A 13129-nucleotide genomic window follows, 5' to 3' on the forward strand; every position below is an offset into this window, starting at 1 on the left:
CCCCGGTTCGAAAGAATCGGGGGCGTTTTGCTTTACGGGTTCAAAGTTGCGCGATGCGATAGGCGCGGGGCCGGTTGGGTGGGCTCAGCTCGGGAAATGCTGCTGGACCTCTTTCAAGTGTTTTCGCTCAGCGGCGTTATCGGGGCGGACATTTGCGGAAAACAATGCTGTTGCTAGTTCTTGCTCACGAGCTTCCACCGTAGCCAGGAACTCCTTTGCCCCTTTCATGGCGCGGAATGTGTCGAATCCCGTCTCAAGAAATGTCTGTAGCTCTTCAAGTCCGGCTGCAGCGGCCGGTCCGCGCATCATGCGCAATGCCTGGCGCAGCAAGGGCTTGCGGGTTAGGCGGTCAAGTTCGGCGCCGATGGCAATCGTGAGTTCGATCTGCTGACTGCGCAACTCGGCATGGCCAACGGCCTGCCAGGCCTGCAAATAGGACTGCGCGTTCAAGACTTCGGTAGTCGTATGAACCAGCTGTTCTCCCATCCGTGTGTCCAAGCCTTCGGACAATGCGTGCAGGTGGGCCAGTTTGGCGACGGTGCCGACCACATCGCTGGGAAACAGGCGCACTACGACAGGCACCACCCGCGCGAACTGTGCATCGCGGCGGCTGAAATCTCCGGGTCCGTAGAGGTGGTTCAAAAAGAAGTGTGCCGCGCCGGTGTAGCGCGGATGCTCAAGCAGGTCGGCATAGCTTCGCCGGAATCGCTCTTGCTGGAAGTGCTTGATTTGTTCGCTTGCTTGGACCAAGCCTGCTTGAGCAATTCGATGATGTCGCAGCCGTTCCACCTCATGCAGGTGGGCAAGAATGCTTTCGGCGGGTGTGTGCTGCATGGGGCGTGAGCGGGTCTTGCATCAATGGTCCAGCATTCTCGCCGGCCTACACTCGCGCCATGAATGCGAAACTGCAACGTTGGCAATTGTTCTTGCGACTGGTGGTGACCTTGGGGCTGATGGTCGTGGTTTGGCGAGCCTATGGATGGGGGCCGGGGTTTGGCCTGTCGTTACTTGTGTTTTGGGCCCATGCGCCTTTCATGCTGCTGTCCTTTGCCGCACTGCGCTTGGTGAATCGCCAGGAGTCGCCGTCTTGGCCAGCTTTGCTCCGTGCTTGGTGGCATGAACTCGCATCCTTGGACCTGGTGTTCGCGTGGCAACAGCCCTTTGCCTGCGAGCGTTGGCCGGATGCCAGCCCGCCTACGGCCGGGCGGTTTCGCCCCGTCGTTTTTCTACATGGCTACACCTGCAATCGCGGGCTTTGGAATCCGTGGCTGCGTGGCTTGAGCGAACAAGGCGTGCCTGTGCGGGCTTTGACCTTGGAGCCGGCTTTTGGCTCCATCGATGCGTATGCCGAGAGCATCGAGACGGCGATTCGGGACCTGGAACAGCGCTATCCCGGCAATCCACCGGTCGTGGTCGCTCACAGCATGGGCGGGCTGGCGCTTCGAGCTTGGTATCGGAAGCATGGGCGTGCGGGGCGTTTGGCGCGGATCCTGACGCTGGGCACGCCGCATGCTGGCACATTGTTGGCGCGCTTCGGGCGTGGGCGAAACGGACAGGAAATGCGCCGTGGCAGCCTCTGGTTGGATGACTTGGCTGCGCAGGACTCACCATCGCTCGCCGCTGAGCTGGACTGTTACTACTCGCGTTGCGATCAAATTGTGTGTCCGGTAGAAACGGCCCGCCTGCCTGGCGCCCGCGCAATCGAAATTGAGTCCACGGGTCACCTCGGCCTGGTGTTTCATCCGCGAATTCAAGAAGATGTATGGCAGCTGCTTCAACTGTCTCCCGAGGGGGCTGCCGCTCCTGTGGGCTGAAAAGAAAAAAGCCCCGAGTGGCGCGGTATGCGTCTCGGGGCTGAAGTCCTCGGGTGAGCCATGTGGCTGCACCCGGGGCAGACGGAAACAATCGTTCTGTCAGGCCGGATCAGCCTTCTTCCTTCAGGACGCCGCGGCGGATCTGGTCGAGCTCTATGCTTTCGAACAGTGCCTTGAAGTTCCCTTCACCGAAGCCTTCATTCCCTTTGCGCTGAATGATCTCGAAGAAGATTGGCCCAATCACTTCCTTGGTGAAGATCTGTAGCAGCAGTTCGTTTGGTGCGTCCAGATGGGCGGCGCCGTCGATCAGGATGCGCAGGCGGCGCAGCTCTTCGACGTTTTCCCCGTGGCCGGGTAGGCGTTTGTCAATCAGGTCGAAGTAGGTGTTGATGGTGTCTTGGAAGTCGACACCGGCGGTGCGCATGCGCTCCACCGTCGAATACACATCGTCCGTGCCCATCGCCACGTGTTGGATGCCCTCGCCGTGATAGATGTCGAGGTATTCGGCGATCTGGCTCTTGTCGTCGCTGCTTTCGTTGATCGGGATGCGGATGTGGCCGCAGGGGCTGGTCATGGCCTTGGACTTCAGGCCCGTGAGCTTGCCTTCGATGTCGAAATAGCGCACTTCGCGGAAGTTGAAGAAGCGCTCATAGAAGTCGGCCCATTCCTTCATGCGGCCGCGGAAGACGTTGTGTGTCAGGTGGTCGATGTACGTCAGGCCATGGCCCACCGGATTTGCCGGAACGGGTTTGCCGTCTGCGTCCAGTAGCGGCACGAAGTCGACGTCATAGATGCTGATATTGCCAATGGCACCGGCTTCAGCGCCACCCTTGCCTTGCCAGCGGTCAACGAAGTAGATCAGCGAATCGCCGATTCCCTTGATGGCTGGAATGTTCAATTCCATCGGGCCGGCCTTGTTGTCGAAGCCCCAGGCGCCGAGTTCCAGCGCACGCTTGTAGGCGTGGGCCGCGTTGTCCACGCGGAAGGCGATGGCGCAAATCGACGGGCCGTGCAGGCGCGCAAAGCGCTGTGCGAAGGCGTCGACTTCGGCATTGATGATGAAGTTCACACCGCCTTGGCGATACAGGGTCACGTCTTTGTGGCGGTGTTTGGCCACGGCCGTGAAGCCCATGGTTTCAAACAGTTTGCCCAGGGCTGCGGGTTCCGGGGCCGCGAATTCGATGAATTCGAAACCGTTGGTGCCCATCGGGTTTTCCCATGGAGTGAAGGCCATCTTGTCTCTTTCTGAAAAGTCTTACGATGGGTCAAGACTGTAGGCTGGAGTGGGCGCAGGATTCATGCTAAAACTCGCGTCGCCACTGCAAGGTGCGCAGCAATTATGCGGAGAAGTCCACGATGGAAAACGAGATCCAGCTCGACACGATAGATCGACGCATTTTGAGGGCGTTGCAAGTTGACGGGCGCGTCACTTACGACGCGCTGGCGGCTCAGGTCAATTTGTCTGCTTCAGCGGTGCTGCGCCGTGTCCGCCGGCTTGAAGAGTCGGGCGCGATTTCGGCTTATGTGGCTCTGGTCCCGCCGGAAAGGGTTGGCTTGGGGCTGACGGCCTATATCAATGTGCGGCTGGAAAAGCACACCGAAAGCCACAAACGCAACCCCATGGACCTGTTCCGCGCCGCGGTCCAGGCTTGGCCGGAAGTGGTTGAATGTGCCGCCTTGACCGGGGACATGGACTATCTGCTGCGCGTGGTGGTGCAAGACATGGCGCACTACGCCCGCTTCATCACCGAAACCTTGCTCAAGCACCCGAGTGTTCAGGACTGCAAAACCAGCTTTGTGCTGGACCGCGTCAAGAACACCACCGCCGTGCCGGTCTGAATCGGCCTTTTTGGCCGAGAATTTCTCGGCTTGAAGTGCCAACTGATCAGCGGCGTTGCAGCACCACGGCCAGTTCGGCCCAGCCCTGGCCATGGGCCGTACTTGTGTAGGGCGGTGCCGGCCAGTTCCAGCGCGAGGCTGGAAAGAGCGCGCGCATGCCCTGAATGTCGCCGTGATACGGCGGCCCCTCGACGAATCCCTCCGTCGCACTGTCGCGACGCGCTTGCATGAACAAGGCTAGCAGCAAGCCGCCGGGCTTCAGCCACCCATGGAGTTGGTCTGCGTAGCGGCGCCAGTGGTCCGGGTGCAGCGCGCACAGACAGGTTTGTTCGTACACACGGTCCGCGGGCGTATCGGGCTGCCAGTCCAAGACATCGGCCAGTTCGACCTCTCCCGGCAAATCAGCCAGTTGTGCCCGAGCCAGCGCTACGGCCGCCGGCGCATAGTCCAGGCCATGTGCGGCAATGCCAGCTTGGCCCAGTGCCCTCAGCTCATGGCCGCGGCCACAACCAGGGATCAGCACTTTCAGGTCCGAGGTGAACATACCGGCTTGAAGCCAGGCCAGCAATTGCGGGTGCGCAGCGCCACGGTCCCATGGAGTTTGGCCGCTGTTGAAACGTGCTTGCCAGAAGTCCTGTGATGGGCCGGCCTGTTTGCCTTGCGAATCAGTCGAACTCATGGAGCAGCTTCAAGGTCGCCTCTAGGCTCAAATTGAGCAAGGCTGCGATTTCGCTCAGGTCATCCGGCACGGCTTCGTCATCCCAGCCATCGGCGGTGTGCCGAGCCAGACGGACTGCCAACTTCACGCATTGAACTTGCGGGTCGTTGGCTCGTTTGTCGTTGGTGATGTGGCGCAGCAATTCCGGCAGGCGCCAGGCCTGCATCAGAGCTTGTTCAAGGTCAGCCAGTTCGATGTGAAGCACATCGCGTTGCACCGCCACGCTGCGCAAGTGGCGGTCGGCTTGTTGGCGTTGGCGGATTTGGGCAGCCAGTTCCGGCGCATGGATCCACAGCAGCATTTCGGCGAAATCGTGCAGCAAGGCCGCGCTGTGGATGACGGCTGCATCCGGGTCCAGACGATGGACGGCAAACCCCAGGGCAAAGCGAGCGGCTCGATCGGCACGGCGTAGCACACGCTGAAGGCCATCCAGCGCATAGGGCGTGGCAGCCAGCTTGTCCTCAGCCGTCGGCTGCGGGCCAAACTCGCGGAAAAACGGTGTGATCCCCATCAGCACCAGGGCTGCGGTCACCGTCTCGGCATCTGTCAACAGCCGGCTGGAGCGATGCGCCGCAGCGTAGGCCAGCACCTTCAGCGTCATCAGGGGGTCGGTGGCAATCATTTCGCCGAGGCTGTTGGCGTCGACGGCGTCCTCATTGGCGCGTAGCAGTTCCAGGGCGTCAGTCGTCTCGGCCAACACCGGAATCTCGGCATCCCGGAACAGGGCGACCCAAGCTGCCAAATCGGGCGGGGCGGTGTGCAGCGAGGGTAGAGAGGATGGCGCGGACATGGAGTGCTCGGACGAGGTGCTTGCATCGTATATCGGCGGCCGATGTTCCATCTTGAAACCAGTGGCCGCCGCACGACGAGGTGCAGTCGCAAGTGCTGTGCACAATTGCGCACAGCACTTGCTCACATTCGCCTCGCTGCGATCAACGCATGCCGCGCAAGTGGCATCGGGGCAGGTCAGCGTCGCTAAAGACGACTCACTCCTGGCAGAGTGCCAACCCGCTGACCGTCGGCGTAAAGGGCACCTTCCGGGGCGCCGGCTTCGGCATAGAACTCCAGCTCCGGCCGGCGACGGTTGACGCGGCGTACCTGGTTCAGCAGCACGGCCAAATGGGTCAGTCCTGCGCTGGCGCTGAGCAGGATACGGGCGGCGCGCCAACGCCAAGCTTGATGGGTGATCTCAAATTCTTCGGCCGAGCGATCCGGGCCGGTCAATTCTCGCAAATGCATGATGTGTCTCCATTGCGGCCCCTCTGGGCCTTCAATTCATGGGCTGCTGTCGGGTCTTCCGATCTGCAGAATTTCTTGTCGTGTCTCGCGTTTGCCGGCTTGGCGCTGGCGGGTGGTCTGGCCCTGCAGGCCATGCTGACCGGCCTGGCGCAGTCGGGCATGGGCCACGATGGGATTGCGAGGCTTCAGCAGGCGCAGGTTCAGCGGACGGGGTGAAGTGAACTGGGACATATCGCGGACTCCGTAGCGTGCTGTAGGCGCGCCTTGTGTTGATGAATCAGTTCCGGCCATGCGGCGGCTCGACTGTGAGCAGTCCGATGAACGAAACCATTGGTGGGCAAGCGCTGCCACGAAAGCGGCAGGCGGCCCGAACTCCATGCAGCGGCCGGGCCTGCCGCGACTGAAGAACAGCCGATGCAAGGCGCCTGAACGCTTGATTTCCGATGTGGCTCGGAGGTACCGAGTCGCGTTGGGCACTGAGCCGGCGCAACGCAGGGCAGCAGGGCGGGCAAGGCGCATCGCAAACGATGTGCAAAGCCTGACTCCGGCGCTAGCGAGGGCGGGCAGCTCCCGGTAAAGACGTGGGGAGGAGGGACTTCACGGCTGGCTTGCGCCGGCCGCTTGAGCAAATGATAAACGAACGTTTATCAAATGCATATACTTTTTATCAAAAGAGATAAAGAAATGTGCGCACACTGTGTCGGCGCAGCATCACCGGTTCTTTTTCGGCTTCAAGGGGGCGATGCCTTGCTGCAGGCGTCGCCATTCGTCGAGCTCGGCGGCGCCGCCGCCCGCAGCTTGTGTGCGAGCGGCAGGCGCCGGGGCCAACACCGGCAGTGGTGCCGTCTTGCCAAGGCCGGTAGCGGCCAATTTGCCTGCCGCCGTGGCTTCCTGGGGCGGGGTCAGGACTTCGCCCAACAGGTCGAGCAGGCGCGTGCGGGCTCGTTGCGGGTGGCGGCGGTAATAGGTCAGAACCAAGCCGACGATGAAGCGCTCGTCGTCGTCTTGCGGCACGCTGGGCGTGGCGTCACGTTCCGCGGCGGCCGGTTCGGGCGCACCAAGGGCGTGGCTTTGATCCATCCAGCCCGCGGGTTTGTGGAACAACTGCTCGAACTGGCGCGCAAGGCGTTCGCCAATCTGGCGTGAGCGGCTCTTGATCTGGCTCCAGTAGCTAGGCTGGATCTGCAAGCGCTCAGCAAAGCGCCGCTCCAGGCCGCGCAAGGTGGCTGGGTCGGGGTGCTTGATGGAGACGGCGACGAATTCTTCAAACAGGAGCATCGCATTGTCCAAACGGATCTGCGCGACGTCCCGGGGGGCGGATGACATCTGCGTATGATAAAGCCTCCTTCATCCGACCCGCTTCAGGCGGGGCATTCAGGAGCTCATCATGCGTGCATTGATCGGCCTGTTTCGCCTCCTCGCTCCCGGCTTCTTGATGCTCATGCTGGGTTCGGCCCAAGCCGCCGAACGCAGCATTGATAAAGAAGTCATCATCAAGGCCAGCCTGGAGCAAGCGTGGCAGAGCTGGACCACCCGAGAAGGCATCGTGGCCTTCTTCGCCCCCGATGCCCGGGTGGAGGCCAAGGTCGGCGGCGCGTTCCAGATCTATATGGACCCGGGTGCGCCAGCCGGCATGAAAGGCGCGGACGAGATGCGCTTCATGGCTTTGCAGCCGCACAAGATGCTCAGCTTCGACTGGAACGCCCCACCGAGCTTGCCCGAGGCGCGCCAGCAGCGCAGCTTTGTCATCGTTCGTTTCGAAGCGGTCGATGCGCAGCAGACGCGGGTGCGCCTGCATCACACCGGTTGGGGGGAGGGTGGTGAGTGGGACAAGGCGTTTGCCTACTTCGACCGCGCCTGGGCGGCCGTGCTGACGAATCTGCAGAAGCGCTATGAGACCGGCCCCAAGGACTGGACCGAATGGTTGGCACAACTGGAACAATTCCGCGCCAAGGCCGCAGCAGGCAAATAGGCCGGCGCGTGCCAGGCGCGGCTCAGTCTTCTTCCTGTGCCTGGTAGGCCGCGATCAGCTGGCTTTGTGTGTGGGGCGGCACCGCTTCGTAGTGCGAGAGCTGCACGCTGTAGCGCCCCTGGCCGCTGCTAAGGGCATTGAGCCGGTTCTGGTACTGGCTCAGCTCGGCCAGGGGTGCCAGTCCGCGCACGATGCTGCGGCCGGGCAAAGGGCTGTCGGTGCCATTGACCTGGCCGCGCCGGGCGGCCAGATCGCCGGTGATGTCGCCGATCGCGGCTTCCGGCGCATGGACTTCCAGATGCACCACCGGCTCCAGCACCAAGGGCCGCGCTTCCTGGACTGCGGCGATCAGGGCGCGCCGGCCGGCGGTGACAAAGGCCACCTCCTTGCTGTCCACCGAATGGTGTTTGCCGTCGAACACCGTCACCCGCAGGTCCACCAGCGGGTAGCCGGCCACCACACCGGTCTCCAGAGCCGAGCGCACGCCCTTCTCCACGGCCGGCATGAACTGCCCCGGGATGGTGCCGCCCTTGACCGCGTCGACGAACTCAAAGCCAGCGCCGCGCGCCAGCGGCTCCACGCGCAGATAGACCTCGCCGAACTGGCCGGCGCCGCCGCTCTGCTTCTTGTGGCGGCAATGCCCTTCGGCCGCAGCCGAGATGGTCTCGCGGTAGGCCACGCGGGGCGGCTGGGTGTGAAGCTCGAATTTGTAGCTCTCACGCAGGCGCTCCAGCAGCAGGCGTAGGTGCAGCTCACCCAGGCCGTAGATCACCGTCTCTTGCGTCTGGCCAGCCTGCTCCAGCCGCAGGCAGGGGTCTTCCTCGACCAGGCGGCTCAGCTGCTCCCAGAGCTTTTGCTCGTCGCCATGGCGCACCGGGCGGATGGCCAGGCCATGCACGGGCACAGGGAAGTCCAGCGGGCGCAGATGGATGTGGGCATCCTCGGGCGCGTCGTGGAGCACGGCGTCGTAGTGCAGGTCGTCGACCTTGGCGATGGCGCAGAGCTCGCCCGGCAGGGCCTGCTCCACCTCGACATGCCGGCCGCCCTGCAGCAGGAAGAGGTGGCCGACGCGGAATGGCTTGCGCGCCGAGCCGATGAAGAGCTGGCTGTGGCGGCGCAGCGTGCCCTGGTGCACGCGCATCACGCCCATCTTGCCGAGGTAGGGGTCGGAGATGATCTTGAACACATGGGCCAGCACATGGGCGCTGGGCTCGGGCAGGGCTTGCAGGGGCAGGGCCTCGGGGCCCTCGCCGCGCAGGAACAGGGGCGGGTTGCCCTCGGCCGGGTTGGGCAGCAGGCGCGCGATCACATCGAGCAACTCGGCCACGCCGGCGCCGCTGCGCGCCGAGGTGAAGCAGACCGGGATCAGGTGCCCCTCACGCAAGGCCTGCTCCAGCGGCGCGTGAAGCTCGCGCGGGTCGACATCGCCTTCGCTGAGATAACGATCTACAAACGCGGCATCCACCTCCACCACCTGCTCGACCAGGGCTTGGCGCGCCAGGCCCACCGAGGAAAAATCGGCCTGGCCGATGATGTTGTAGAAGCAGTCCAGCACGCGTCGCCCGCCTTCGGCCGGCAGGTTCAGCGGCAGGCATTCACGCCCGAACACCGTGCGGATCTGCGCCAGCAGGCCCGGCAGGTCGAGCTCGGCCAGATCGATCTTGTTGATCACGATCAGCCGGCACAGGCCGCGCTGGGCGGCGGTCTCCATCATCTTGCTGGCCATGGGTTCCAGCCCGCTTTGCGCGTTGAGCACCAGCACCGCCGTGTCCACCGCCTCCAGCGCCGGCAGGGACTGGCCGATGAAATCGGCCGCCCCGGGCGTGTCGATGGCGTGGATGCGCACGCCGCCATGCTCGAGGTGCACCACGCTGCTGTGCAGGGAATGCTGGAGGCGGCGCTCCAGTGGATCGAAATCGCTGACGGTGTTGCCGCGCTCTACCGTGCCGGCTTGGGCGATGGCGCCGGCCTGCAGCAGCAAGGCCTCCAGCAAGCTGGTCTTGCCCGCCGCCGCGGGGCCCACCAGGGCCAGGCTGCGCAAGGTAGCGACAGCAGGCGACAGGGGCGCGCTGGTGGAGGATAGGGCGCGGCTGGCGTCGCCGTTCGGGCTCGGGCTCATGGCAGTCTCCTTGGCTCTCCGGCGCCCCGGCGTTTGCGGGGGCGCGGTGATGGATGCGTGCACTGTGCCGGGCTCTGACGCTGGGGACGGGTCCGCTCGGCTCTGGCCTCAGGGTAGAGGAAGGCCGGCCGGCTTACAAGGCCCGCGCCAGCGGGCCTGGGCCGGTTCGCTCAAATGGCGGCTTGCGCCCGGCCGGCCCAGGAATCGACCTCAGGCCCGCAGAAGGCGTAGTTCAGCTCGGGCCGGCGGCCGCAGATCAGGTCCGCCAGGGCCGCGGCCGAGCCGCAGCTGTGCGTCCAGCCCAGGGTGCCGTGGCCGGTGTTGAGGAAGGGGCGGCCGACGCGGCTGGCGCCGATGTAAGGCAGGTTGGAGGGCGTGGCCGGGCGCAGGCCGGTCCAATACTGGGCGCCGCTGGGCTGGCCCTCAGGCGCCACCATCTGCGGGAACAGCTCGCGCGTGCGCCGCAGCAAGGCTTCGCAGCGGCGCAGATTGAGCGTGCTGTCATAGCCATTGAGCTCGGCCGTGCCGGCCACGCGCAGGCGGTCGCCCAGGCGCGAGAACACCAGCTTGTACTCGTCGTCGGTCAGCGAGACCTGGTAGCTGTGTGCGGGCGAGATCACCGGCAGCGTCATCGAGTAGCCCTTGGCCGGGTAGATGTTGAGCGACACACCCAGCTCGCGCGCCAGGCCGCGGCTGAAGGAGCCCAGGCAGAGCACAAAGCGGTCGGCGCCCAGGCGCTCGATTTCACCGTTCGCATCGGCCACGATCACCCGCGCCAGATCCTGGCCCTCGCGCTCGCAGCCCAGCACCCGGGTCTGGTATCGGAACTTCACCCCGGCCTGCGCCGCCAGGGTGGCCAGGGCCTGGGTGAAGCGATGGGCGTCGCCCGATTCGTCGCTGGGCGTCATGCTGCCGCCGACGATCTGCGCGCGGCATTGCGCCAGCGCCGGCTCGATGGCCACGCATTCCTCGGGCGTTTTCATGTCCAGCTCGCAGCCTTGCTCGCGCATGATGCGGGCCGGCTCCTGCGCCGCGGCGTACTCCTGCTCGCTGGTGTAGAAGTGCAGGATGCCCTGCTGGCGCTGGTCGTAGGCGATGCCGGTGGCGGCGCGCAGGCGTTGCAGCTGCTCGCGGCTGTAGAGGCCCAGATTGACGATGTTGCGGATGTTGTGGGCGGTGCGGCCCGGCGTGCATTCGCGCAGGAACTGCAGGCCCCAGCGCCACTGGGCCGGGTCGGCGCGCAGGCGGAAGAGCAGGGGCGCATCCTCCTTCATCAGCCATTTCAAGACCTTGAGCGGCGCGCCCGGGTTGGCCCAGGGCTCGGCATGCCAGACGGAAATCTGGCCGCCGTTGGCATAGCTGGTTTCCAGGCCGGCCGCGGGCTGGCGGTCGATCACGGTGACTTCAAAACCCGATTGGCGCAGATACCAGGCGGTGGTGACGCCGGTGACCCCGGCGCCCAGGACGATTGCGTGCATGGTGTGCACTCCTGAAACAAGACAAACAGACCGTTGAGTGAGACGCGCAGGCGTACGCCCAGGCCCAGCGCGGGCTGTGTTTCATTCCAGGCAGGTGAGGCACCCCAAAGTGGTGCGCGAGCCAGGTGGAGCACAGATCGGGCAATGGCAGAGCGTGCGCTTGACGCGCGCCGCTCCCGCTGTCCCTGTTACCTGAGAGATTCAGCCGCGCCCCGGGGGCATGGCCTTGCTCCTTCGGTGGCGGCTTGCGCATCGGCTGCGCGGGCCGCTCTCTCCAGCATTCGGCTTGTTGACGGATCCAGTACGGGGCCTGAGCGAGTATGGGAGCTTGCGCCTTCGGCGGCAGGGCCCGGCTGGGCCTGCACTCTCCTGAATCCGAGGCGCAGTGTAGGGGGCGGCCGTGCCACTGGCTCTAGGGGCAAATGCCGGGGGGGGCTTTGGCGCGCTTGCCGAGCGGCGCTGGCGCAAAGCTCGCAGAATCAGGGCCTTCGTTTTTGGGGCCAGGATGACTGGTTGATGTGCATGCGTGCTTGGATCTTGGGAGCTGCCCTGGGCGGCGTGATGACGATGGCTGCGGTCGCTCAACCGGCGCCGCTGGATCCGCGCGTGCAGCAGATCCTGGCCGAGATCTCGGCGCCGCGCATCGAGCAGCGCATCCGCCGCCTGGTCGATTTCGGCACCCGCCACACCTTGTCCGAGACCGAATCGGAGCAGCGCGGCATCGGTGCCGCGCGGCGCTGGATCCAGGCCGAGCTGGAGCAGTGCGCGCGGCGCAGCGGCGGCCGCCTGCAGGTGAGCCTGGACAGCTTTGTCGAGCCCGCCGGCAACCGCATGCCGCGCGCGGCCACCCTGGTCAATGTGGTGGCCACCTTGCCCGGCACCGCGCCGGCGGCGGCCCAGCGCCTGCTGGTGGTCAGCGGCCACTACGACTCGCGCAACGGCGATGTGATGGATGCCGAGGGCGCCTCGCCCGGTGCCAACGACGACGCCTCGGGTGTGGCCGCGGTGATGGAGCTGGCCTGCGCCATGGCCGGCCACCGCTTTCCAGCGACCCTGGTCTTCATGGCCGTGCCGGGTGAAGAGCAGGGTCTGCTGGGCGCCACCCACTGGGCGCGCGAGGCGCGGCGCCAGGGCTTGCCCATCGAGGCCATGATCACCAACGACATCATCGGCAGCCCGCGCGGCGATGCCGGCCAGGTGGACGAGCGCCAGCTGCGCCTGTTTGCCGACGGCCTGGACCCGCTGCTGCGCATGCTGGTGGCCGCCCGCGCCAACACGCCCACGCCCGATGCCGAGGCGCGCGCCAACGAGGCTGCGCGTGAATCGCTGCAGCAGCTGGTGTTGGCCGGGGGCAGCGAAGACCTGCCCACCCATCAGCTGGGCCGCCATCTGAAAGCTGCCGGCGAGCGCTACCTGCCCGGCTTCACCGTCAACCTGATCCAGCGCCGCGACCGCTATCTGCGCGGTGGCGACCACCTGCCCTTCCTCGAGCGCGGCTATGCCGCGGTGCGCTTCTCCGAGCCCTTCGAGAATTTTGCGCACCAGCACCAGAACCTGCGCGAGGAGAACGGCGTGCGCTACGGGGACCTGCCCGAGTTCGTCGATTTCGCCTACGTGGCCAATGTCGCCCGTATCAATGCCGCCGGCTTGGCGACGCTGGCGCTGGCGCCCACCGCACCGCAGAACGTGCGCCTGGACGCCACGGAGCTCAGCAACGACAGCACGCTCAGCTGGACCCTGGCGCCCGAATCCGAGGTGGCCGGCTACCGCATCGTCTGGCGCCACACCGATTCGGCCGTTTGGCAGCATCACCAGGACCTCGGCCGGGTCGCTCGCCACACGCTCAAGAACCTGTCCAAAGACAATGTGGTGTTCGGCGTGCAGGCGCTGTCGAAGGACGGTCACGCCAGCCTGGCGGCGTTTCCGCTGCCGCTGCGGCGCTGACCGGTT

General features: G+C 65.1%; 13 protein-coding genes and 2 riboswitches. Of the genes, 4 read left to right on the top strand and 9 right to left on the bottom strand.

What is annotated here, in order from left to right:
* Window positions 1-84: 84 nt before the first annotated feature.
* Entirely contained in the window at window positions 85-834 is a 750-nt protein-coding gene (locus LNV23_RS23385; RefSeq protein ID WP_263565165.1) for a DUF8198 family protein, read from the bottom strand.
* Window positions 835-893: 59 nt separating this feature from the next.
* Here LNV23_RS23385 and LNV23_RS23390 point away from each other — a divergent pair, with 59 nt between their 5' ends.
* A complete protein-coding gene (locus LNV23_RS23390) occupies window positions 894-1814 on the top strand; it encodes an esterase/lipase family protein (RefSeq protein WP_263565166.1) in 921 nt (306 codons plus the stop codon).
* A 109-nt stretch (window positions 1815-1923) separates the two neighbouring features.
* Here LNV23_RS23390 and hppD read toward each other — a convergent pair whose 3' ends face one another.
* Entirely contained in the window at window positions 1924-3048 is a 1125-nt protein-coding gene (gene hppD / locus LNV23_RS23395) for a 4-hydroxyphenylpyruvate dioxygenase (protein ID WP_263521003.1), read from the bottom strand.
* Between the two features lie 122 nt (window positions 3049-3170).
* Between hppD and LNV23_RS23400 the strand changes: the two genes are divergently transcribed.
* Window positions 3171-3653 (top strand): Lrp/AsnC family transcriptional regulator, encoded by a 483-nt coding sequence (locus LNV23_RS23400; protein WP_263521001.1) that lies wholly within the window; start codon window positions 3171-3173, stop codon window positions 3651-3653.
* Between the two features lie 46 nt (window positions 3654-3699).
* Here LNV23_RS23400 and LNV23_RS23405 read toward each other — a convergent pair whose 3' ends face one another.
* The 5 genes from LNV23_RS23405 to LNV23_RS23425 all read right to left on the bottom strand — a co-directional run bounded on the left by LNV23_RS23405 (window position 3700) and on the right by LNV23_RS23425 (window position 6888).
* A complete protein-coding gene (locus LNV23_RS23405; RefSeq protein WP_263565167.1) occupies window positions 3700-4332 on the bottom strand; it encodes a methyltransferase domain-containing protein in 633 nt (210 codons plus the stop codon).
* A complete protein-coding gene (locus LNV23_RS23410; protein ID WP_263565168.1) occupies window positions 4319-5161 on the bottom strand; it encodes an HDOD domain-containing protein in 843 nt (280 codons plus the stop codon). Before LNV23_RS23410 ends, LNV23_RS23405 begins: the two co-directional genes overlap by 14 nt.
* A gap of 185 nt (window positions 5162-5346) precedes the next feature.
* Complete coding sequence (locus LNV23_RS23415) at window positions 5347-5610, bottom strand: hypothetical protein (protein ID WP_263565169.1); 264 nt, start codon at window positions 5608-5610, stop codon at window positions 5347-5349.
* Between the two features lie 36 nt (window positions 5611-5646).
* On the bottom strand, window positions 5647-5841 hold the full coding sequence (locus LNV23_RS23420) for a hypothetical protein (RefSeq protein ID WP_263565170.1): 195 nt from the start codon (window positions 5839-5841) through the stop codon (window positions 5647-5649).
* A gap of 480 nt (window positions 5842-6321) precedes the next feature.
* A complete protein-coding gene (locus LNV23_RS23425; RefSeq protein WP_263565171.1) occupies window positions 6322-6888 on the bottom strand; it encodes a hypothetical protein in 567 nt (188 codons plus the stop codon).
* 109 nt (window positions 6889-6997) lie between these two features.
* Between LNV23_RS23425 and LNV23_RS23430 the strand changes: the two genes are divergently transcribed.
* Window positions 6998-7582: an SRPBCC family protein gene (locus tag LNV23_RS23430; protein WP_263565172.1), complete on the top strand. Its 585-nt coding sequence runs from the start codon at window positions 6998-7000 to the stop codon at window positions 7580-7582.
* 22 nt (window positions 7583-7604) lie between these two features.
* On the opposite strand, the gene fusA is transcribed toward LNV23_RS23430, so the two are convergent.
* Window positions 7605-9701 carry an elongation factor G gene (gene fusA, locus LNV23_RS23435; protein ID WP_263565173.1) on the bottom strand — a complete coding sequence of 699 codons (2097 nt, stop codon included), beginning with the start codon at window positions 9699-9701 and terminating at the stop codon, window positions 7605-7607.
* Window positions 9702-9871: 170 nt separating this feature from the next.
* Window positions 9872-11188: a D-amino acid dehydrogenase gene (locus LNV23_RS23440; protein ID WP_411910625.1), complete on the bottom strand. Its 1317-nt coding sequence runs from the start codon at window positions 11186-11188 to the stop codon at window positions 9872-9874.
* A 160-nt stretch (window positions 11189-11348) separates the two neighbouring features.
* A riboswitch (glycine riboswitch) is annotated at window positions 11349-11467 on the bottom strand.
* Window position 11468: 1 nt separating this feature from the next.
* Window positions 11469-11561: riboswitch (glycine riboswitch) on the bottom strand.
* Between the two features lie 140 nt (window positions 11562-11701).
* Between LNV23_RS23440 and LNV23_RS23445 the strand changes: the two genes are divergently transcribed.
* A complete protein-coding gene (locus tag LNV23_RS23445; RefSeq protein ID WP_263565175.1) occupies window positions 11702-13123 on the top strand; it encodes a M28 family metallopeptidase in 1422 nt (473 codons plus the stop codon).
* Window positions 13124-13129: the final 6 nt, after the last annotated feature.

Source organism: Kinneretia sp. DJ1R-11, from assembly GCF_025717595.1.
Classification (GTDB): domain Bacteria; phylum Pseudomonadota; class Gammaproteobacteria; order Burkholderiales; family Burkholderiaceae_C; genus Paucibacter_A.

Bases quoted from the DNA above. Each gene is read 5' to 3' on its own strand.
- LNV23_RS23385 (WP_263565165.1), bottom strand. From the start codon at position 834: ATGCAGCACACACCCGCCGAAAGCATTCTTGCCCACCTGCATGAGGTG.
- LNV23_RS23390 (WP_263565166.1), top strand. From the start codon at position 894: ATGAATGCGAAACTGCAACGTTGGCAATTGTTCTTGCGACTGGTGGTG.
- hppD (WP_263521003.1), bottom strand. From the start codon at position 3,048: ATGGCCTTCACTCCATGGGAAAACCCGATGGGCACCAACGGTTTCGAA.
- LNV23_RS23400 (WP_263521001.1), top strand. From the start codon at position 3,171: ATGGAAAACGAGATCCAGCTCGACACGATAGATCGACGCATTTTGAGG.
- LNV23_RS23405 (WP_263565167.1), bottom strand. From the start codon at position 4,332: ATGAGTTCGACTGATTCGCAAGGCAAACAGGCCGGCCCATCACAGGAC.
- LNV23_RS23410 (WP_263565168.1), bottom strand. From the start codon at position 5,161: ATGTCCGCGCCATCCTCTCTACCCTCGCTGCACACCGCCCCGCCCGAT.
- LNV23_RS23415 (WP_263565169.1), bottom strand. From the start codon at position 5,610: ATGCATTTGCGAGAATTGACCGGCCCGGATCGCTCGGCCGAAGAATTT.
- LNV23_RS23420 (WP_263565170.1), bottom strand. From the start codon at position 5,841: ATGTCCCAGTTCACTTCACCCCGTCCGCTGAACCTGCGCCTGCTGAAG.
- LNV23_RS23425 (WP_263565171.1), bottom strand. From the start codon at position 6,888: ATGCTCCTGTTTGAAGAATTCGTCGCCGTCTCCATCAAGCACCCCGAC.
- LNV23_RS23430 (WP_263565172.1), top strand. From the start codon at position 6,998: ATGCGTGCATTGATCGGCCTGTTTCGCCTCCTCGCTCCCGGCTTCTTG.
- fusA (WP_263565173.1), bottom strand. From the start codon at position 9,701: ATGAGCCCGAGCCCGAACGGCGACGCCAGCCGCGCCCTATCCTCCACC.
- LNV23_RS23445 (WP_263565175.1), top strand. From the start codon at position 11,702: ATGCGTGCTTGGATCTTGGGAGCTGCCCTGGGCGGCGTGATGACGATG.